This is a genomic window from Pseudomonas sp. Lb2C2 (assembly GCF_052112205.1).
GTDB lineage: Bacteria > Pseudomonadota > Gammaproteobacteria > Pseudomonadales > Pseudomonadaceae > Aquipseudomonas > Aquipseudomonas kilonensis.
The window spans coordinates 202,330-221,250 of sequence record NZ_JAUTYW010000007.1 but is presented as its reverse complement, the minus strand read 5'-3'; the positions used below and the strand labels follow the sequence as shown (position 1 = coordinate 221,250).

At 63.7% G+C, this 18,921-nt stretch carries 18 protein-coding genes; 6 read left to right on the top strand and 12 right to left on the bottom strand.

The features are described 5' to 3' along the window. The first annotated feature begins 199 nt into the window (after positions 1 to 199). Both Q7F16_RS22075 and Q7F16_RS22070 read left to right on the top strand, forming a co-directional pair. Complete coding sequence (locus Q7F16_RS22075) at positions 200 to 2,239, top strand: oxidoreductase (protein WP_046064756.1); 2,040 nt, start codon at positions 200 to 202, stop codon at positions 2,237 to 2,239. Between the two features lie 189 nt (positions 2,240 to 2,428). Continuing rightward, entirely contained in the window at positions 2,429 to 3,337 is a 909-nt protein-coding gene (locus Q7F16_RS22070; RefSeq protein ID WP_186652386.1) for a 1-aminocyclopropane-1-carboxylate deaminase/D-cysteine desulfhydrase, read from the top strand. Between the two features lie 6 nt (positions 3,338 to 3,343). Here Q7F16_RS22070 and Q7F16_RS22065 read toward each other — a convergent pair whose 3' ends face one another. Together Q7F16_RS22065 and Q7F16_RS22060 are read right to left on the bottom strand one after the other, a co-directional pair. Then, positions 3,344 to 3,892, bottom strand: coding sequence for a cytochrome b (locus tag Q7F16_RS22065; RefSeq protein ID WP_014339294.1), 549 nt, complete (start codon positions 3,890 to 3,892; stop codon positions 3,344 to 3,346). Positions 3,893 to 4,017: 125 nt separating this feature from the next. Continuing rightward, entirely contained in the window at positions 4,018 to 5,424 is a 1,407-nt protein-coding gene (locus Q7F16_RS22060) for a type VI secretion system Vgr family protein (RefSeq protein WP_409556765.1), read from the bottom strand. Between the two features lie 219 nt (positions 5,425 to 5,643). Here Q7F16_RS22060 and Q7F16_RS22055 point away from each other — a divergent pair, with 219 nt between their 5' ends. Next, positions 5,644 to 6,348, top strand: coding sequence for a YebC/PmpR family DNA-binding transcriptional regulator (locus Q7F16_RS22055; protein WP_003199952.1), 705 nt, complete (start codon positions 5,644 to 5,646; stop codon positions 6,346 to 6,348). A 3-nt stretch (positions 6,349 to 6,351) separates the two neighbouring features. Here Q7F16_RS22055 and Q7F16_RS22050 read toward each other — a convergent pair whose 3' ends face one another. The 8 genes from Q7F16_RS22050 to Q7F16_RS22015 all read right to left on the bottom strand — a co-directional run bounded on the left by Q7F16_RS22050 (position 6,352) and on the right by Q7F16_RS22015 (position 14,598). Continuing rightward, positions 6,352 to 7,704 (bottom strand): leucine-rich repeat-containing protein kinase family protein, encoded by a 1,353-nt coding sequence (locus Q7F16_RS22050; RefSeq protein ID WP_409556766.1) that lies wholly within the window; start codon positions 7,702 to 7,704, stop codon positions 6,352 to 6,354. Positions 7,705 to 7,902: 198 nt separating this feature from the next. Next, a complete protein-coding gene (locus Q7F16_RS22045; protein WP_046064760.1) occupies positions 7,903 to 8,964 on the bottom strand; it encodes an ABC transporter substrate-binding protein in 1,062 nt (353 codons plus the stop codon). A gap of 18 nt (positions 8,965 to 8,982) precedes the next feature. Next, a complete protein-coding gene (locus Q7F16_RS22040; protein ID WP_046064761.1) occupies positions 8,983 to 10,098 on the bottom strand; it encodes an NAD(P)/FAD-dependent oxidoreductase in 1,116 nt (371 codons plus the stop codon). Continuing rightward, on the bottom strand, positions 10,095 to 11,450 hold the full coding sequence (locus tag Q7F16_RS22035; protein WP_046064762.1) for an FAD/NAD(P)-dependent oxidoreductase: 1,356 nt from the start codon (positions 11,448 to 11,450) through the stop codon (positions 10,095 to 10,097). Before Q7F16_RS22035 ends, Q7F16_RS22040 begins: the two co-directional genes overlap by 4 nt. A 157-nt stretch (positions 11,451 to 11,607) precedes the next feature. Beyond that, on the bottom strand, positions 11,608 to 11,898 hold the full coding sequence (locus Q7F16_RS22030) for a (2Fe-2S)-binding protein (RefSeq protein ID WP_092175339.1): 291 nt from the start codon (positions 11,896 to 11,898) through the stop codon (positions 11,608 to 11,610). A 7-nt stretch (positions 11,899 to 11,905) separates the two neighbouring features. Then, positions 11,906 to 12,700, bottom strand: a complete 795-nt coding sequence (locus Q7F16_RS22025; protein ID WP_057447751.1) for an ABC transporter permease — start codon at positions 12,698 to 12,700, stop codon at positions 11,906 to 11,908. A 6-nt stretch (positions 12,701 to 12,706) separates the two neighbouring features. Next, complete coding sequence (locus Q7F16_RS22020; RefSeq protein WP_014339287.1) at positions 12,707 to 13,576, bottom strand: ABC transporter permease; 870 nt, start codon at positions 13,574 to 13,576, stop codon at positions 12,707 to 12,709. Then, the gene (locus Q7F16_RS22015) at positions 13,573 to 14,598 is read right to left on the bottom strand and encodes an ABC transporter ATP-binding protein (RefSeq protein ID WP_409556767.1); all 1,026 of its coding nucleotides are present in this window, start codon (positions 14,596 to 14,598) and stop codon (positions 13,573 to 13,575) included. The genes Q7F16_RS22020 and Q7F16_RS22015 overlap by 4 nt, the downstream gene beginning before the upstream one ends. 246 nt (positions 14,599 to 14,844) lie before the next feature. Between Q7F16_RS22015 and Q7F16_RS22010 the strand changes: the two genes are divergently transcribed. Continuing rightward, positions 14,845 to 15,681, top strand: coding sequence for an IclR family transcriptional regulator (locus Q7F16_RS22010; protein WP_409556768.1), 837 nt, complete (start codon positions 14,845 to 14,847; stop codon positions 15,679 to 15,681). Positions 15,682 to 15,823: 142 nt separating this feature from the next. On the opposite strand, the gene Q7F16_RS22005 is transcribed toward Q7F16_RS22010, so the two are convergent. Continuing rightward, entirely contained in the window at positions 15,824 to 16,576 is a 753-nt protein-coding gene (locus Q7F16_RS22005) for an anti-sigma factor family protein (RefSeq protein WP_409556769.1), read from the bottom strand. Beyond that, positions 16,573 to 17,079: a sigma-70 family RNA polymerase sigma factor gene (locus tag Q7F16_RS22000; RefSeq protein ID WP_014339283.1), complete on the bottom strand. Its 507-nt coding sequence runs from the start codon at positions 17,077 to 17,079 to the stop codon at positions 16,573 to 16,575. The genes Q7F16_RS22005 and Q7F16_RS22000 overlap by 4 nt, the downstream gene beginning before the upstream one ends. Before the next feature lie 168 nt (positions 17,080 to 17,247). On the opposite strand from Q7F16_RS22000, the gene Q7F16_RS21995 reads away from it, so the two are divergent. Continuing rightward, complete coding sequence (locus Q7F16_RS21995; protein WP_409556770.1) at positions 17,248 to 18,330, top strand: catalase family peroxidase; 1,083 nt, start codon at positions 17,248 to 17,250, stop codon at positions 18,328 to 18,330. Beyond that, positions 18,327 to 18,863 carry a cytochrome b gene (locus tag Q7F16_RS21990; protein ID WP_409556771.1) on the top strand — a complete coding sequence of 179 codons (537 nt, stop codon included), beginning with the start codon at positions 18,327 to 18,329 and terminating at the stop codon, positions 18,861 to 18,863. Before Q7F16_RS21995 ends, Q7F16_RS21990 begins: the two co-directional genes overlap by 4 nt. The last annotated feature ends 58 nt before the right edge of the window (positions 18,864 to 18,921 follow it).

Sequence of the window (18,921 nt, the reverse complement as noted above, 5' to 3'; positions counted from 1 at the left end):
ACTTGGTCCAGCGTTGATAGGACTGGCCCATCCCGTCGAGAGTCACGCACGGTTGATCGGCCCCCTGCACATTCGGATCATTAAGTTGTCAGTTACGGTCATTGAGTGCCCGCATCCCGGCTCTTACGCTGTGGGTCATGACAGACGCAAGCCGCAGAGCTTGCGCTTTTTCCCGTGATCGCCCGTTGTGGAGTTATCGATGACCGCCTCTCATTACCCGCACCTGCTGGCCCCGCTGGACCTGGGTTTCACCACCTTGCGCAACCGTACCCTGATGGGCTCGATGCACACCGGTCTGGAAGAGAAACCCGGCGGCTTCGAACGCATGGCGGCGTATTTTGCCGAGCGCGCCCGGGGTGGCGTCGGCCTGATGGTCACCGGTGGGATCGGGCCGAACGACGAGGGCGGTGTCTACTCCGGCGCGGCCAAGCTGACCACCGAAGAAGAAGCGCTCAAGCACCAGATCGTTACCCGGGCCGTACACGAGGCCGGTGGCAAGATCTGCATGCAGATTCTCCATGCCGGGCGCTACGCCTACAGCCCCAAGCAGGTGGCACCGAGCGCGATCCAGGCGCCGATCAACCCGTTCAAGCCCAAGGAACTGGACGAGGAGGGTATCGAGAAGCAGATCAGCGATTTCGTCACCTGCTCGGTACTGGCCCAGAAGGCCGAATACGACGGCGTCGAGATCATGGGCTCGGAAGGTTATTTCATTAACCAGTTCCTGGCGGCCCACACCAACCACCGTACCGACCGTTGGGGCGGCAGCTATGAAAACCGCATGCGCCTGCCGGTGGAAATCGTGCGTCGGGTGCGTGAGGCGGTAGGCCCGAATTTCATCATCATCTTTCGCCTGTCGATGCTCGATCTGGTGGAAGGCGGCAGCACCTGGGGCGAAATCGTCCAGTTGGCCAAGGCCATCGAGCAGGCCGGCGCGACGATCATCAACACCGGTATCGGTTGGCACGAAGCGCGAATTCCCACCATCGCCACCAAGGTTCCGCGGGCGGCGTTCAGCAAGGTCACGGCCAAGCTGCGTGGTTCGGTAAGCATCCCGCTGATCACCACCAACCGCATCAACACCCCGGAAGTGGCCGAGCAGATCCTCGCTGAAGGCGATGCCGACATGGTCTCCATGGCCCGGCCGTTCCTGGCCGATCCGGAGTTCGTCAACAAGGCCGCTGCCGGTCGCGGCGATGAAATCAACACCTGCATCGGCTGCAACCAGGCGTGCCTGGACCACACCTTTGGCGGCAAGCTCACCAGTTGCCTGGTGAACCCGCGGGCCTGCCACGAAACCGAGCTGAACTATCTGCCGGTGACCCAGGTGAAGAAAATCGCCGTGGTCGGTGCCGGCCCGGCCGGCCTGTCCGCTGCCACCGTGGCGGCCGAGCGTGGGCATCAGGTGACGCTGTTCGATTCGGCCAGTGAAATCGGTGGCCAGTTCAACGTCGCCAAGCGCGTGCCGGGCAAGGAGGAGTTCTTCGAAACCCTGCGCTACTTCAAGCGCAAATTGCAGACCAGCCATGTCGAACTGTGCCTTGACACCCGGGTGGATGTGGCGCAATTGGTGGCTGGCGGTTACGACGAGATCATCCTCGCCACCGGCATCGCGCCGCGCGTGCCGGCGATTCCTGGCGTGGAGCATGCCAAGGTGTTGAGCTACCTGGACGTGATCCTCGAGCGCAAGCCGGTGGGCCGCAGTGTCGCGGTGATCGGTGCCGGCGGTATCGGCTTCGACGTGTCGGAGTTCCTGGTGCATCAGGGCGTCGCCACCAGCCAGGACCGCGAGGCGTTCTGGAAGGAGTGGGGCATCGACACCCACCTCGAGGCTCGCGGCGGCGTGGCCGGGATCAAGGCCGAACCCCATGCACCGGCGCGCCAGGTGTTCCTGCTGCAACGCAAGACGTCCAAGGTCGGTGACGGCCTGGGCAAGACCACCGGCTGGATTCACCGCACGGGCCTGAAGAACAAGCAGGTGCAGATGCTCAACAGCGTCGAGTACCTGAAGATCGACGACGATGGCCTGCACATTCGCATCGGCGAAACCGGCGAGCCACAAGTGCTGGCCGTGGACAACATCGTGATCTGCGCCGGCCAGGATCCGCTGCGTGAATTGCAGGAAGGCCTGGAGGCGGCGGGGCAGACCGTTCACCTCATCGGCGGTGCCGACGTGGCGGCGGAGCTGGACGCCAAGCGGGCGATCAACCAGGGTTCTCGGTTGGCGGCACAGTTGTAACGCACAGCCCCAGACAAAACCCTTGTGGGAGCGAGCTTGCTCGCGATGGCGGCAGGTCAGTCAACCTCTATGTAGCTGACTAACCGCTATCGCGAGCAAGCTCGCTCCCACAGGGGGATGTGGTGAACCTGAAGTCACCCGCTGCCAAGCTGTTAAGATGCCGGGCATCTTTCTCCTCGACCTGCTGCCATGCTGCTTCCCGCCCTCGACTGGCATCCCCAACCCCGACTCGACCCCCTTCACCTGGACTGGCTCGCCCGAGCCGGTGTTGAAGTGGCGGTGTTGCGCCTGGACCGGATCGATCCGCTGATCAGCGGCAACAAGTGGTTCAAGCTGGTGCATCATTTGCGCGCCGCCCATGAGGCCGGTGCCGAGGGGGTCATGAGCCTGGGCGGGGCCTATTCCAACCATTTGCATGCGTTGGCCGCGGCGGGCAGGCGCTTCGGGTTTCCCACGGTGGGGCTGTTGCGTGGTCATCCCCAGGACACGCCGACGGTGCGCGACCTGAAGGCGTTTGGCATGGATCTGCACTGGTTGGGTTATGGCGGATACCGAGAGCGGCACGCGCCGGGTTTCTGGGCGCCGTGGCAGATCCGCTACCCACATTTGCATCCCGTGCCCGAGGGCGGTTCGGGGTTGCCTGGCGCACTAGGCTGCATGGCCTGGGCAGCCAATGTCCGTGAACAACTGGCAACGTTGGGATGGGCGGATTATCACGGCTGGTGGTTGGCCTGCGGCACCGGCACATCGCTGGCCGGGCTGGTGCTGGCCGAAGCGGGCGAGCGCCCGGTCTATGGCGTGCTGGCGGTGCCCCAGGACCATGGCGTGGCGCAGCAAGTCGAAAACATCGTGGCAGAGGCAGGCCTTTGTCGTGCGCTTTATGAATTGTTTGACGGCAGCCGTGGCGGTTTCGCCCGGGTCGATGCCGAACTCACCGAGTTCATCGAAACCACGGCGGCCATCGAACTGGAGCCGTTGTACACCGGCAAAGCCTTGATGTTGCTTAAAGCGCGGGTCGAAACCGGAGGGTTTGCCCCCGGCACCCGTTTGATTTTCGTCCACACCGGCGGTTTGCAAGGCCGCCGCGGGTTCGAGTAACAGCGATCAGCCGCGTTTGGGCATCATCCGCAACAGCGTGTTGTCCCGTACCACATAGTGGTGGTACAGCCCCGCCAAGGCATGCAAGCCAATCAACCAATAGCCGATGGTGCCGCCCAGCACATGCCAGCCTTCCAGCTGCTTGGCAAACTCCTTGTCCTGATCGATGAGCAAGGGCAGATCGAAACCGTAGAACATCACTTGATGACCTTCGGCGCTGGTGATCAGCCAGCCCAGCAACGGCATGGCGATCATGAACAGGTACAGCGCCCAGTGCATCAGGCGAGCCAGGACGGTTTGCCACACAGGCGAGGCCGGGAAAATTGCCGGTGTCTTACCCATGCTGCGGGCGAACAGGCGCAGCCAGACCAGCAGGAACACTGTCAGGCCGAGCATGAAGTGCGCTTCCTTGATCAGGGTCCGGCCACCGCTGCCCTTGGGGAAAATCCCCCGGAACTCGATGCAGGCATAAACCACGGCCAGCAGCACCAGCATCAGCCAATGCAAGGTCACCGTGACGGTACTGTAGCGGCTTTCTGAGCTTTTCCAGGGCATTGCAGGTATCTCCAACGATCAGGGTAGAGCGCCGTCTAGAGCGGCGTTGTCTATTTACTGTAAGCCCGTTTCGTTGAATTGGCATGAGCCAGATCAGTTTTGCCGGCATGAAGTCACAGGATGGGTCAGGGCGTGAAGTCCGGCGGATTCAGCAGCCAGTCCAGAAGCAGCCCGGCATCAGGATTGCCCCGGGGCGGTTTCGTGGGCGCGGCGGTTTGTCCTGCGCCGGTATCGACAGCCCCCGGGCACAGCACCGGTCGATCAGGGTCGCCATCGAGAAAACTCACCAGCACTTCGCTGCCGGCCATCAGGCTGGGGCTGCCATCCAACGTCAGCCGCGACACTGGCAGCGTGATGCCGTCCTGGTCCGGCGCCCATAGGCTGACACTCACCTGGCCACGCTCATCGGGGCTGGCCGGCTGGCCGGTGCGGCCGAGTACATGGGCCAGGTGGTACCCGGGGATGCAGGGCTTGGGGTGCTTGAGGGCCGGCCTGAACGTGGTGGACCAGGGAATGGCGGTGAACCGGTTGCGGTAGTCACGGGCCGACGGTGTGGTGGGCAGATCCGGTTCCAGGATCGAAAACTGTCGTCCGCGATGCTGGACCTCGGTGATCAGCCATTGATCGTTGAAGGTGGAAACCGGGTGTTCGCAGATCTGCACGATGTCGCCGCTGTGCAGGCCCGGTTGGGTGCTGTGGCCATGAATTTGTCGTTGCCGGCAGCGCAACCGTTCAAGGTGGCGGCGACCGGCCTGGTAACGGTGAGCCAAGGCCGGGTTGCCGCGCATGGCTTCGTGATCGATCCGCTCAAGGGGTTGATTCGCCGCCGAGGCCTCGGTTTCTGACTGGGCCCGGTCACTGAACCCGACAGGCAGGCCAGGCATCATCGGGTGGTGACGCAAATACAAGCGCTTGATGGCCGGTAGCTGGCTGTCGTTCGGGTGCAGGGGCAGCTCGACGGGGCGTGCGGGAAAGCTCTTCGGGTCTTCGGCAAACACCAGGACATGGCCCTGGGGAGCGTGTTCGAAGTGGTAATGAATACCTTCTTCCTCGCACAGCCGTTGCAGGAGGGTCAGGTCGCTTTCCTCGTACTGGATGCAGAATGGGCGACACGGATACTGCCCATGGGGCAGTTCGAAACGGTAGCTGTCGACGGGTAGCGCGTGTTCTTCCAGCAGGCGTTGCAGCACCTGTACCACGCTGAGCCGATGGAAAACCCGGCGCCGCGGGCCTTGCTCCAGTTGCTGGAGGTAGGGAACCAACGTCAAGCGATAGCCGATGCACCGCGTCGCCAGGGCATTCAAGCTAACGCGGTGGACAATCCCATGGACGCCCGATTCGCCGTCCAGGCGCAGGAAGGCCGGATGCCCCAAGAGGAGGTCGGGATCTATCGGCGGGGCCAGGCCGATCAGTTCGAGGTCAAAGCGGTATGGCTGGTTGAGGGCTTCGCGGCCGTTGAAGCGCAAGACTTGCAGTTGCAAGTCGCTTTGCGTGAGCGTCAGGCTGAAGGGACTTTCCGTGTCGTTGCGCATCGCCGCTCCTACTGGCGGGGAGAGAGGCGCAGAGGGTACGAAACCGCGGGGGGAAACGGTGCTTGTGAGTCACTATTTCAGAAACGCCCTACAACACGCTGTGAAAATGTCGATCCGGCAGGGTGAATTTTTTGGTCGATCAGCCGGTTTAGGCCGTATAAACTTGCGCCACAGCGCCGGCCGGCAGATGTCTCGGCGCGTCAGACAAGAGAGTGAGTAATGGGCGCACAGTGGAAGGTTAAACACAAAGAAGCGGCTGCCAACGCCAAGGGCAAGATCTTCGGCAAACTGGTGAAGGAAATCACCATTGCCGCGCGCAACGGCGCGGATACCGCTACCAACGCGCACTTGCGACTGGTGGTCGAACAGGCGAAGAAGGCCTCGATGCCCCGCGAGACCCTGGAACGTGCGATCAAGAAAGGTTCTGGCCAGCTCGGTGAAACCGTGCAATACCACCGCGTCACCTACGAAGGGTTCGCGCCGCACCAGGTGCCGCTGATCGTTGAATGCGTGACCGATAACATCAACCGTACCGTTGCCGAAATTCGCGTCGCGTTCCGCAAGGGCCAACTCGGCGCCTCGGGTTCGGTGGCGTGGGACTTCAACCATGTCGGCATGATCGAAGCCGCGCCGGACAGCCCGGACGCCGATCCGGAAATGGCCGCCATCGAGGCCGGTGCCCAGGATTTCGAGCCGGGCGAAGAGGGCGCGACGTTGTTCCTCACCGATCCTGCCGACCTCGACGCTGTCCAGAAGGCCTTGCCGGAGCAGGGTTTTACCGTGTTGTCGGCCAAGCTGGGCTACCAGCCGAAAAACCCGGTCAGTGGCCTCACCGACGAGCAGATGGCTGAAGTCGAAGCGTTCCTCGAAGGCCTCGACAACCACGATGACGTGCAGGATATGTTTGTCGGGTTGGCCGGTTAAGCGCTACCCGCAATGTCCTGTGGTGAGGGAGTTTGCTCCCTCGCCACGGTCGCGCAGTAAACCTTCAATCTCATCAAAGCCCGGCCGCGCCAGCACATACGGCTGACAGCAGCGCACCTGTAGATCCTGCAACGCTGCCAGTTCCTCAACACCGAGCCCCGGTTCGATCCGCGCCAGCAATTCCCCCAGCAGAATCCCGAAGGCCCGCACTTCGATGCGTTGCAGGGCGCGGGTTTGCAGGTTGTCCGTGGTGGCGTGGAACGACGCCGCGCCAAAATCCCCCAGCAGGCAATCGCCCTGGTCATCGCACAGAATATTGTGCCCGTAGAGATCCCCGTGGGTGATGCCCTGGCGGTGCAGGTGTGCCGCCACCGAGGCGATGCCATGGGCGATGCGCAGGGCCGCCGGAGCGCTCAGGCGCAGTTCATCGGCATAGACGTCGCGGCTGCACGACGCCAGGCTCGGCAGCCCGGCGAGGTTGCGGTAGCTGGGTTCGATCAGCGCCATCACCAGCCCGGCCTGTTGCTCGGGGTGTCCGGCAACCTGGCCCAACACCTCAATCAGGTTCGGGTGTCGACCGGCCGTGATGCAGGCATGCATCTCATGCAGGGGGGAGCCGTCGCTGGTCATCTGGCCTTTGTACAGCTTCACCGCGACCTTTCGTGCCACCTGGCCGGGCGTCTGCCAGAGCGCCTGATGAATCACCCCCGACGCGCCTTCACCCAGTGGTTGTTGCAGTTCCAGATGCGACCAGTCGATAGGCGTCGTGGTATTCAGGGCCGCCGCTTCTGCCCGGGCTTCCAGCGGGTTACCGGCGTAGGCCAGCCAACTGAGGCTTGGCAACGTGAGCAGCCATTGCGGCAGTTCGGTCAGTTGGTTGGCGGCGATACGTAGCAGTTCGAGGCGATGACACTGGCTCAGGCTCGCCGGTAATTGCCGCAAGCGGTTGCCGGCCAGCATCAGTTTTTGCAGAGAGGGGCGTTGGCCCAGTTCATCCGGCAATTGGCTGACGCAGTTGTCGGTCAGGATCAGCCAGCGCAGCCGTGGCGGCAGCGCGGCGCCTGCGACGTGCGCAATACGGTTGGCCTTGAAACCGACCATGGTCAAAGCGCCGCAACGGCCCAGGCATTCGGGCAGTTCGGTGAAGCGGTTGTCCGAACAGAACAGCACGCGCAGGCGAGTCAGCCGATGCAGGTCGTCGGGCAGCGTGTCCAACTGATTGCCACTGAGGTTGAGAATCTCGAGGGAATCGGCCAGGTCGAAGATTTCCTGGGGAAACTGCGTCAAGCCGCAGGCCAGGTCCAACCGGGTAATGCCTGAGAGCTGGCCGGCGCGTAGTTGGGCGAGGGTGTGCATGGTGGGGGTCGCTGTTGATCAAGGGGAGGGTCTGGCGTCCGTAGCCAGACAGTTAACCAATAATCAGCTCAGTACAACACCCTGTGGCGAGGGGATTTATCTGTGGGAGCAAGGCTTGCCCGCGATGAAGACGGCGCGGTCTCTGAGAAAACGAGGCGCCTGCATCGCGGGCAAGCCTTGCTCCCACAGCAATTCGCGCTAGCGCTCGATGCTGCGGTTCCAGCGGGCGTTCCAGGCCGGGCGTTGTTCGTTGACCTGGTCCCAATCCACGGCAATCGCCGTTTCCAGGTATTGCTTCATCGCCTCCACCTGGCCGCGGGTCTTGTCGGTGGTCGGGGTGTTGGGGTTGGACGGGATCTGGTCGCCTTCTTCCAGGGCGATGGCCTGGGCTTGCGGGGTCAGCAGGAACGCGGCGAGCTTTTGCGCCAGTTCCGGTTGGGTGTTTTGCGCGATGGCGCATTCGGCGACGTTGAGGACCACGGCGCCTTCCTTCGGCTGGGCATATTCGACCGGCATGCCCTTGAGTTTCAGCGCGGTCACTTGGGTCGGCGTCAGCGGGAACAGCGCGGCTTCATCGGTCTGCAGCATCTCGGATATCTTCGCCGAGCTCGGGATGTACTCCAGCACGTTGCGTCCCACCGTGTTTGGCCAGGCCTTGAAACCCGGCTCAACGTCGGTTTCGCTGCCGCCCTGGATCCGGTTGAACATCAAAAAGCCGTGCAGGCCGAACGTGGACGAGGCCATCGACTGGAACACCACTTTGTCCTTGAGGCGCGGATCGGCCAGGTCCATCCATGAGGTGGGCGTATTCCAGCCCTTTTCCTTGAATAGCCGGGTGTTGTAGGCCAACCCCGTCACCCCGAGGCTGACGGCCACGGCCTGATCCTTGATGCGCCCCTTGGCCGGGATCTGCGCCAGGGGTGGGCTGTCTTCGAGCTTGTCGCACAAGCCCATGGCGATGGCGCGGTACATGATGCCGTCATCGAGGAACATCACGTGCATCTGCGGGTTGCCTTTGCTGGCCTGGACCTTGGCCAGGATGTCGGCAGAGGTACCAGGCACGATGACCACTTTGACGTTGTTGGCTTTCTCGAAAGCCGGCAAGACCTTGTCGGCGTAGAGCCGCTCCATGGTGCCGCCGTTCATGCCCAGGTAAAGCGTCGGCTCGGCCAACGCCTGGGTGGCCGGGAGCAGGGCGCCCAGGCAAGCGGAACCCAGCGAGCAGAAACCGAACAGTGCACTGCGTTTGACGTTATTCATTGGCACGACCTTCCTCTATCAAGCAACGGAGATGGAGTGAAACCGGGTGATGGAAAACGCATCCAGCGGCGTGGTCGAAGCCCCGCTGCAGATGATCTCGGTGAGCGCCTGGCCCACCGCCGGGCCGATCTGGAAGCCCGCGCCGGCAAAGCCGAACGCATGCAACAGACCAGGCTGGGTGCTGCTGTGGCCAATCACTGGCTGGCGATCGGGCAGGTAACCTTCGGTGCCGCTCCAGGTACGGATCGCCTGGGCGCCCTCCAAAAACGGGTAGAGCTCGACGGCCTGACGCAGGATCTCCAGCACGGCGTTCTGGCCGGGGCGGGCGCGTGCAGCGTCCAAGGCAAAACCCTGGCCGCCGCCTAGCACGCAATTGCCGCGCGAGACTTGGCGGGCATAGATACCACCGCCCTCGACGCCAGTGCTGGCGTCCATCACCAAGGGCAAGGGTTCGGTGACCAGCATCGCCGGGTGTCCGGCGTGCATCGGTACCGCTTCGCCGAACTGCGCGGCGAACTGGCTCGCCCAGGCACCGGCGCAGTTCAGCAGCCAGGACGCGTGGAACGTCAGGCCTGTTGCGGTGTGTACGGCAAAGCGCTGACCGTCATGCACAACGTTGCTGACGGCGCACTGTTCATGGATTTGCGCACCCTGCCGGCGAGCGGCCTGGGCAAAGGCTGGCGACACCAGGCGCGGATTGGCATGGCCGTCGTCCGGGCACAGCGATGCCCCGACCGCGACAGAGCCGACCCACGGAAAACGGCCGCGCAGCGCCTTGCGATCGAGCAGTTGCAAATCCAGGCCAAAGCCCTGGCTGGCGACGGCGTAGTCGTGCAGCGCTTGCAGATCTTCAGCGCTGCGGGCCAGCTTCAGATGACCGCTGCGCTGGTACTCACCGTCGATGCCGATCAATTGTGGCAACTGGCTCCAGATTTCATGGGCCCGTTGCGACAAGGGCAATTGCGACAGCGGCCGGCCCTGGCGGCGCACACCGCCGTAGTTCACGCCGCTGGAGTGCGAACCGCAGAAGTCGCGCTCCAGCAACACCACCCGGCGTCCGGTCTGGCTCAGGAACAACGCGGCCGAGGCGCCGACGATGCCGCCGCCAATGATCACTGCATCCACTTCGATCATGGCTCGACCTCCAGGCCGAACGGCACGGGCTTGATCGGCGCCTGGGCCCGCAAGCGGCCGATGCTGGACACGGTGCGGCCACTTTCGCGGGCAATGATTTCCGCCGCGGCGGCACCGCACATTCGTCCCTGGCAACGGCCCATGCCGACCCTGCAATGCGCCTTGACCCGATTGATCTCCCAATGGCCTTGGCCCACCACCTGGCGGATGTCGCCGGCGCTGACTTCTTCGCAGCGGCAAATCATCAGGTCATCGGCGGCATCGGCGGCCCACGCTTCAGGAAAGGCAAACGCACGTTCCAGGCCCTGTCGGAAATGGCCGATGCGTTCGAGGGATTGTTCCAACTGAGTGCAACGCTGCGGGTCGATCAGATAACCAATGTCTTCGAGCAAGGCCAGGGCCGCCCGTTCACCGGCCATCTCAGCGGCGTCGGCGCCCATGATGCCGGCGCCGTCACCGGCCAGGTAGATCCCCGGCACGCTGCTGCGTCCAGCGCCGTCGCGTCGTGGCAGCCAGGCGCGGTTGAGGGCGTTCCAGGTGAAGTCGCAACCCAGCAGGTCGGCCAGTTGGGTTTCACTGCGCAAGCCGTGGGCGAAGGCCACCGCGTCGCAGTCGAGGGTGTGTTCGCCGTTGGCGCCGCGCCATTTCAACGACTGCACCCGGCGTTCGCCGTCGAGGCGCGACAGGCTCGCGCCTTGATGCACGGCGATGCCGTGGGCGGTCAGCCAGGCGCGGTAGTAGAGGCCTTTGGCGAGGGTGGCCGGTTGTGCCAGCAGGCCGGGCAGGGCACGGACCTGGGCGCCAAAGGGCGAACTGTCGAGCACTGCGACCACGTTGGCGCCGGCCCGGGCGTATTGATAGGCCACCAGATACAGCAAGGGGCCGCTGCCGGCGAACACCACCCGTTCACCAATGGCGCACCCCTGGAACTTCAGGGCGATCTGCGCCGCGCCCAGGCTGTAGACCCCGGGCAGGGTCCACCCCGGCACAGGCAGGATCCGGTCGGTGGCGCCGGTTGCAACGATTACGCTGGCGTACTCGAGGCGGTCGGCGCGGCCTTCATGCAGGGTATCGAGCAGGCCGGCTTCGGCGTTCCACACCAGGGTGTCGGGACGGTAATCGAGCTGTTCGCGCAACGCGTCGAGCGTCTGGTGGATGGCGTTGGCCTTGTGCGCTTCGAAGCCATAGAGCTTGCCTGGCGAGCGCTTGAAATTGGCCGGTTGGCGCCGATAGATCTGCCCGCCACCGCGGGCGGCTTCGTCCAGCAGGACCGGGTATAGGCCGTGGGCGACCAATGTCTGCGCGGCACGGATACCAGCGGGGCCGGCGCCGATGATGGCTATCGGTTTCATCGCCACCTCATTGGCCGGGCCGGGGGATTTGTGGTGTTGTCGAAGCCGCCATCGCGAGCAAGCTCGCTCCCACATTGGATCGGTTGTGGATGCTGGTGCCGCAGTACCCCTGTGGGAGCGAGCTCGCTCGCGATGAGGCCAGGCCAGTCGACAGTGTTCATACCTGGCGCCCCGGTTCGCGGCTGATGTGCTGGCCGGCTTCGAGCAGGGTCGAGCAGGCGCGGACGCGGCGGCCGTCGCCCAGGCGCACCCAGCAGTCCTGGCAGGCGCCCATCAGGCAGAAACCGGCCCGGGGTTCGGCGCTGAAGTCGCTGCCGCGCAGGTGTTCGCTGCAGGTCAGCACGGCGGTCAGCAGCGTGTCCCCCTGCAGGCCGGTGGCAGGCTGGCCATCGAGGGTAAAGTCCAGGGCCGGGCGGTCGCCTTCGGCCAGTCGTTTCAGCAGCGCCATGGTGCCCTCATTGTTTGCCTACCAGAACCCGATCCAGGCCATAGACCCGGTCGAGCAGAATCATGGTCAGCGCGGTCAGCGCGATGACCAGCGCCGACACCGCCGCCATCATCGGGTCGATGGATTCGGTGGCGTACACGTACATGCGCACCGGCAAGGTTTGCGTGGCCGGCGAGGTGACGAAGATCGACAGCGTGACTTCATCGAAACTGTTGATGAACGCCAGCAGCCAGCCCCCGGCCACCCCTGGCAGGATCATCGGCAAGGTGATTTGCCGGAACAGCGTGAAGCGTCCGGCCCCCAGCGATTGCGCGGCCTGTTCGGCGCTGCGGTCCAGGCCGATGGCCGAGGCCAGCACCAGGCGCAACACGTAGGGCGTGATCACCAGCACATGGGCGAAGATCAGCCAGGCAAAGCTGCCGTTCACACCCATCAGCGCAAACAGGCGCAGCAATGCGACCCCCAGCACCAGGTGTGGAATGATGATTGGCGACAGGAACAGGCCGTTGAAGAAGTCCCGCCCCGGGAACTCGAGCCGGGTGATCGCCAGGGCAGCCGGCACCGCGATCAACGTCGCCAGCGAGGCCGCGCTGAACGCCAGGACCAGGCTGTTGTAGAACGCATCGACAAAGTCCGCGCGTTCGAACACGGCGCGAAACCAGCGCAGGGAAAACGTCGTGGTCGGCAGGCTCAAGGTGTTTTCCGGGGTGAAGGCGACGAGGCAGACCACCACCAGCGGCGCGAGCATGAAGGCCACTACCAGGGCGTGAAACAGCAGCGCGAAAGGACCGTTTCTGGACATGAAGAATTACCCCAATGACTTCTTGTAGCGGCCTTCGATCATCCGGTTCCACGACAGCATGATCAGCAGGTTGAGCAGCAACAGGGCAACGGCAATGGCCGCGCCCATGGGCCAGTTCAGCTCCGACAGGTACTGGTCGTAGATCAACGTGGCGACCATCTTCAAGCGCCGTCCGCCGAGCAGACCGGGAATCGCGAAGGAACTGGCGGCGAGGCCGAACACAATCAGCGTGCCGGACAGCACGCCGGGCATGATTTGCGGCAGCACCACTTTGCGGATCACCGTGAATTGGCTGGCCCCCAGGGACAGCGCGGCCTGCTCGGCGGCCGGGTCGAGTTTCTGCAGCGAGGTCCAGACCGGAATGATCATGAACGGCAACATCACGTGGACCAGGGCGATGACCACGGCGAACGGTGTATAGAGCAGCTTCATCGGCGAGCCGCCGAAGGCTTGCAGCGCCTGGTTGACCAGGCCGTCGGCGCCGAGCAGGAGGCTCCAGCCGAAGGCCCGCACCACCACTGAAATCAGCAGCGGCGTGAGAATCAGAATCAGGAAAATCGAGCGCCACGGTGCGCCCATGCGGCTGAGGATGTACGCCTCGGGCACGCCGATCAGCACGCACAGGAGGGTGGTCAGGGCACTGATCCAGAACGTGCGCAAAAAGATCTCGTAGAAGTACGGATCGCCCAGCAGGCTGGTGTAGTGCTCGAAGGTATAGGCGTCGCCGTTGATGCCCGAGCTGTAGTCGAAGACGTTGAACGACAGGACCAAGGTCAAGCCCAAGGGAATGACCAGCAAGCCCAGGTACAAGGCCAGGGCCGGCGCGGACATCAAGTAGCCTTGGCGACCGCGGCGCATCGCATCGATCAGCTTCATGCCGGCACCTCGTCCGCGCTCAGCACCCGCAGCAGCGCGGGGTCCCAATCCAGGCCCACCGCCGTGCCTTCGACCAAGGGCGCGGAGCCGTCGTTGCGGCGCACCACGCAGAGCTCCCCCAGGCAGGTGGAGACGCCGTACAGCCATTGGCTGCCAAGGAAGAAGCGGCTGACGAGGGTGCCTTGCAGTCGGCCTGAACCGGCCTCGCACAGGTCGATTTTTTCCGGGCGCAGGCTCAGCGTCAGCTCGCCATTGCCCTGGCTGCAGGCTTGAACGACACCCGCACTGTCACGCATGCCGGGCAGCAGGTTGGCTTTGCCGACGAAGCCGGAAATGAATTCGGTGCGCGGGTGCTCGTAAAGGGTATACGGCGCGTCGATCTGGGTGATGCGCCCGGCCTGCATCACCACGACCCGGTCACTGATCGACAGGGCTTCGGACTGGTCGTGGGTCACCATCAGCGTGGTGATCCCGACTTCGCGCTGGATGCGGCGGATTTCGTATTGCATCTCTTCGCGCAAATTGGCGTCGAGGTTGGACAGTGGCTCGTCGAGCAACAGCACTGGCGGCTCGATCACCAGCGCCCGGGCCAGTGCCACGCGTTGGCGCTGGCCGCCCGAGAGTTCTCGCGGGTAGCGGTCGGCGTGGCGGTCCAGGCGTACCAGCTTCAACACCCGGTCTACCCGTTGTTGCAGTTCGGTATTGGCCACTTTGCGCATGCGCAGGCCGAAGGCGACGTTGTCCTTGACGGTCATGTGGGGAAATAGCGCGTAGCTCTGGAACACCACACCCAAACCACGGCTGGCGGGCTTGGCGTGGGTAATGTCGCGACCGTCCAGCAGGATGCGCCCGCTGCTGACTTCGACGAAGCCGGCGATCATCTGCAGGGTTGTGGTTTTGCCGCAGCCGGAAGGTCCCAGTAGCGAGACGAACTCGCCTTTTTCCACCGACAGATGGGTGGCGACCACGGCGTCGATGTCGCCGTAACGTTTGCCAAGTCCTTCAAGTTGCACAAAAGCCATAGCTGCGCTCCACCTGAGATTGTTATGCGTCGCCGCGAGGCGCGCTTTTTTGTATGGGCAGATACGAAAGGGTGTTGCTGGGGTGCGTTGGCGCTCGACCTTGAGTCGGCTGCCGCTGTTGTTCGAATCGCCCCTGTCTGGACGAAGAGTAGGACGAAGAATAGGATGGGCTCAATGGACTATTTCACTGAAGCGAAGACTATTTTCAGTTTCATTCAGTGAGTAAATTTAATAATGAGAAACTGCATGTCTAATTCCACTGATCGGAATAACGAGAAAGGTGAGGTAGGTGTCGGTGCGGTCTCCCGGCTGTTTGCCGTGTTGCGCAGCCTGGGTGACACCGCCGAGGGTGGGGAGCGGGTGACGCAACTGGCCCAGCGCATCGGCCTGTCCCAGCCCACCACGCATCGCTTGCTGCACAGCCTGATGGACGAGGGCATGGTCGAGCAGGACGCACGCAGCAAACGCTACCGCCTGAGCCTGGAGTTCTTCGCCCTGGCCGCCCGCGCCGGCAACACCGGCAACCTGCGCGAACTGGTGCGCCCGGCGATGCTGCGGTTGTCGGCCTCCCTGGGGGACTCGTTATTTTTGCTGGCGCGCAGTGGTTTCGATGCGGTCTGCCTGGACCGCAGCGAGGGGCCGTTTCCGATCCGCACGTTCACTGGCGACATCGGTGGTCGCGTGGCGTTGGGTGTGGGGCAGGGCAGCCTGGCGATCCTGGCATTTCTGCCGGAGGAGGAGCGCGACACGGTGATTCAATACAACCTGCCGCGGCTCAAGGATTTTCATTTGTACGACGAAGTCTTCCTGCGTTCGGAAGTGGAGAACGTCCGTACGCTGGGTTACGCCGGGCGCAATACAGGCGTATTGCAAGGCATGGCCGGGGTGGCCGTGCCGATCCTGGACCGTGACGGCCGGGCCGTGGCCGCCTTGAGCGTGGCCACGGTGAGCGACCGCCTGGGGCCCGATCGCCTGCCGACGGTGGTGGACATGCTCAAGCGCGAGGCAGCCCTGATCGGACCGCGGATCAACCCGTTCGACCCGTTGCTGCGCAGGCCTTCGCAGGTGTTTGGGCAGGGGTGAACACACTCTCAAGAGCAGCCTGTATCCCCTGTGGGAGCGAGCTTGCTCGCGATGGCGGTGGTTCAGTTAGAAATGATGTCGACTGATACACCGCTATCGCGAGCAAGCTCGCTCCCACAGAGATTCCCACAGGGTAGGGGACTCAGAAATTCAGGGTCTGCCTGAGCCGCTGCACTGTCGGCGTATCACTGGGGATGACCATCGCATAGTTGTAGCCCGGCCCGGACCAGTACTCGGCTTGCAACTCGCCCTCGCGGCGACTGCCCCGGGGCAGGAGGAAGTTTTTCGGGCCGGGTGGGCGCACGTAGAAGCTGATTTTTTGACCGCTCGTGTCCTGATAGACCACCATCGCCGCCGCGCCTTGTTCGGTGCTGAGCAAGCGCCCGCTGACCGGCTTGAAGCCGGCGCCCGACAGGTCTGGCAGCCGGTTGGCCTGGGTGAAGTAATGGTCGAGCCAATCTTGCATGTGCTGTTCGTCGCCGGTCTGGTAATCGGCCGGAAGGATGCCTTGCTGGGCAATCAAACGGTATGCCTGCAACGCATCGGCCATGGGGGCTGCGGCACTGAGCAGGGTCATTTGCCGCGCCTGCCAGCCGCCGAAGCCACCCACGCTGACGGCCAGCAGCAACACCGCGGCGCTGGCCAAGTGGCGGCGGGAACGATGTTTCAGGTGCTGGCGAATCATGGCCGGGTCGAGGTCCGGGTTGGGCGGCTGTTGCAAGGCGCCGCTCAGGGCCGTGCGCAGGTGCTGTGCGTCCTGTTGCCAGGCGCGGACCCGGGCGGCGACTTCCGGCTGGTTGGCCAGGTAGGCCTGCACCAGGCGCTGGTCGGCCTCGCTCAGTTGGCGATCGACGTAGGCGTGCAGGTCGCTTTCGCTGGGGGGCATGCTGATCATTTGAGTATCCGCAGGGTAGGGCGGGTGATTTCGCCGTCGCTGAGTTGGCGCAGGGCCTGGCGGGCGCGGGACAGGCGGGACATCACCGTGCCGGTCGGCACGCCGAGGATGTCGGCGACTTGCTGGTAACTCAGGCCTTCCACCGACACCCACAACAACAGTGCACGTTGTTCCGTCGTGAGTTGATCGAAGGCCTGCAGGGACGATTGCGCGATCACGCTGCGCTCGGCCGAAGGGTGGGCATCGTCGCGACCGGTGAAAAACTCCAGCATGCGCGCATACCGACGGGAGCGGCGGTGACCGTCGAGAAACTGCCGGTACAGAATCGAAAACAGCCAGGCCCGCAGATCGCCGTCCGGGCGCTTGTCGCTCCATTTGGACAACGCCCGTTCCAGGCACATCTGCACCAGGTCGTCGGCGTTGCTCGGGTTGCGCGTCAACGACATGGCAAAACGCCGTAGCCTGGGGATGAGCTCGCGCAACTGTTCGTCGAATGCGTTCATAGGGGTGTGGCTTCTGTGGGCAGTCACTGCGCCGGGACTGGAAAGACGACCCGCGAACGAGATTATTCCAGTGCAGGAAAAATAAATACGAGGCGTGGGAATAAACCTGTCACGCCTTCGTCTGACGGGTCCTTTCCAACAAATGGCCTCGAGGCCTGGAGATTTCTCATGGTTGATCCTTCATCCTCGTCGAGCCGGCCACCCTTGAGTGCCGCTGGCCTGACATTGCGCCTGAGCGGCATCGCCGTGATTGTTGCCGCGCTGGCCGGGGCGTTTGCCTACGTCAATGGTAGCCTCGACCCACAGCGCCTGACACCGCAGGCATTGGTCAATGTGCTGGAAAAAAACAACGGCGTTCACCCGGGCTTTCGACGCAACCACTCAAAAGGTGTCTGCGTCGCGGGCTATTTCCAAAGCACGGGCGAGGCCAGCGCCTATTCCAGCGCCCAAGTGTTCTCGCAGCCGCAAACGCCTGTGGTTGGGCGTTTCGCCTTGCCCAGCGGCAACCCCTATGCACCGGACGGCAGCGTGCCGATTCGCAGCCTGGCACTGCGCTTTACCCAGGCCAACGGCCAGCAATGGCGCACCGGCATGAACAGCATGCCGGTGTTTCCGGTGGGCACGCCCGAAGCCTTCTACCAGCTCCAGCAAGCCCAGTCGCCGGACCCTGCCACAGGAAAACCGAACCCCGCGGCCGTACCGGCGTTCTTTGCCGCACACCCCGAAGCGGTGCCGTTCCTGCAATGGATCAAGACCGCCAAGCCGTCGGCCAGCTATGCCACCGAAACCTACAACGGCATCAACGCATTCTATCTGGTCAACCCCGCCGGGCAGCGCCAGGCGGTGCGCTGGGGCGTGGTGCCGATGAGCCAGGATGCTGCGGATGCGACGCCACCCCAAGGGGCCGACTTTCTCGAGCAAGACTTGGCGAAGCGTCTCGCCGCCGGGCCGTTGCGCTGGCAGTTGAACATCACCCTGGCCAACCCGGGTGACCCGGTGAACGATGCCAGCAAGGCCTGGCCCGCTGACCGCAAGGTCCTCAATGCCGGCACGTTGGTGCTGGAGCGCACCCAGGCACAGGACAACGGCGAATGCCGCGACATCAATTATGACCCGCTGATCCTGCCCCAAGGGATCGAAGGTTCCGAAGACCCGCTATTGGTCGCGCGCTCCGCCGCCTATGCCAGTTCCTATCTGCGACGTACCAGCGAAGTGAGCCAGTTGCCCGCCAAACAGGAGTCCCGCCCATGAGCGCCCCTCGTCACTTTGCACCGCTGGCCCGGCTGCTGCACTGGCTGATGGCAGTGATGATCATCGCCATGCTGTTCATCGGCGCGGGCATGGTCGCCTCGGTGTCCGAACGCCATGAATGGCTGCTGCAGTTGCACAAACCATTGGGTATCGCGATTTTGCTGTTGGTGATCGTGCGCCTGCTGGTGCGCTTCACGACCCGCCAACCGCCGCTACCGGCCGATCTGCCGGCCTGGCAAGTGCTGGCGGCAAACGCCTCGCATGTGCTGTTGTACGCCCTGATGCTGGTCCTGCCGCTGTTGGGCTGGGGCATGATTTCGGCGGCGGGGGACCCGGTGATGCTCGGCGACTCGTTGCAACTGCCTTCGATTCTGCCAGCCCACGCCCAGACGTTCGCACTGCTGCGCAAGGCTCACGGGTACCTGGCTTACTTGTTGTTCGTGACGGTGCTGGTGCATCTGGCGGCGGCGTTGTTTCACGCTTGGGTGCGCCGGGATGAGGTGTTGGACAGTATGTTGCGCGGCAAGGGCTGATGAAATCATGGCAAGGGTGCTTGCTCCCGCCGGGTGGCGCAGCCGCCCCAAATGGGCT

Bases quoted from the DNA above. Each gene is read 5' to 3' on its own strand.
- Q7F16_RS22075 (WP_046064756.1), top strand. From the start codon at position 200: ATGACCGCCTCTCATTACCCGCACCTGCTGGCCCCGCTGGACCTGGGT.
- Q7F16_RS22070 (WP_186652386.1), top strand. From the start codon at position 2,429: ATGCTGCTTCCCGCCCTCGACTGGCATCCCCAACCCCGACTCGACCCC.
- Q7F16_RS22065 (WP_014339294.1), bottom strand. From the start codon at position 3,892: ATGCCCTGGAAAAGCTCAGAAAGCCGCTACAGTACCGTCACGGTGACC.
- Q7F16_RS22060 (WP_409556765.1), bottom strand. From the start codon at position 5,424: ATGCGCAACGACACGGAAAGTCCCTTCAGCCTGACGCTCACGCAAAGC.
- Q7F16_RS22055 (WP_003199952.1), top strand. From the start codon at position 5,644: ATGGGCGCACAGTGGAAGGTTAAACACAAAGAAGCGGCTGCCAACGCC.
- Q7F16_RS22050 (WP_409556766.1), bottom strand. From the start codon at position 7,704: ATGCACACCCTCGCCCAACTACGCGCCGGCCAGCTCTCAGGCATTACC.
- Q7F16_RS22045 (WP_046064760.1), bottom strand. From the start codon at position 8,964: ATGAATAACGTCAAACGCAGTGCACTGTTCGGTTTCTGCTCGCTGGGT.
- Q7F16_RS22040 (WP_046064761.1), bottom strand. From the start codon at position 10,098: ATGATCGAAGTGGATGCAGTGATCATTGGCGGCGGCATCGTCGGCGCC.
- Q7F16_RS22035 (WP_046064762.1), bottom strand. From the start codon at position 11,450: ATGAAACCGATAGCCATCATCGGCGCCGGCCCCGCTGGTATCCGTGCC.
- Q7F16_RS22030 (WP_092175339.1), bottom strand. From the start codon at position 11,898: ATGGCGCTGCTGAAACGACTGGCCGAAGGCGACCGCCCGGCCCTGGAC.
- Q7F16_RS22025 (WP_057447751.1), bottom strand. From the start codon at position 12,700: ATGTCCAGAAACGGTCCTTTCGCGCTGCTGTTTCACGCCCTGGTAGTG.
- Q7F16_RS22020 (WP_014339287.1), bottom strand. From the start codon at position 13,576: ATGAAGCTGATCGATGCGATGCGCCGCGGTCGCCAAGGCTACTTGATG.
- Q7F16_RS22015 (WP_409556767.1), bottom strand. From the start codon at position 14,598: ATGGCTTTTGTGCAACTTGAAGGACTTGGCAAACGTTACGGCGACATC.
- Q7F16_RS22010 (WP_409556768.1), top strand. From the start codon at position 14,845: ATGTCTAATTCCACTGATCGGAATAACGAGAAAGGTGAGGTAGGTGTC.
- Q7F16_RS22005 (WP_409556769.1), bottom strand. From the start codon at position 16,576: ATGATCAGCATGCCCCCCAGCGAAAGCGACCTGCACGCCTACGTCGAT.
- Q7F16_RS22000 (WP_014339283.1), bottom strand. From the start codon at position 17,079: ATGAACGCATTCGACGAACAGTTGCGCGAGCTCATCCCCAGGCTACGG.
- Q7F16_RS21995 (WP_409556770.1), top strand. From the start codon at position 17,248: ATGGTTGATCCTTCATCCTCGTCGAGCCGGCCACCCTTGAGTGCCGCT.
- Q7F16_RS21990 (WP_409556771.1), top strand. From the start codon at position 18,327: ATGAGCGCCCCTCGTCACTTTGCACCGCTGGCCCGGCTGCTGCACTGG.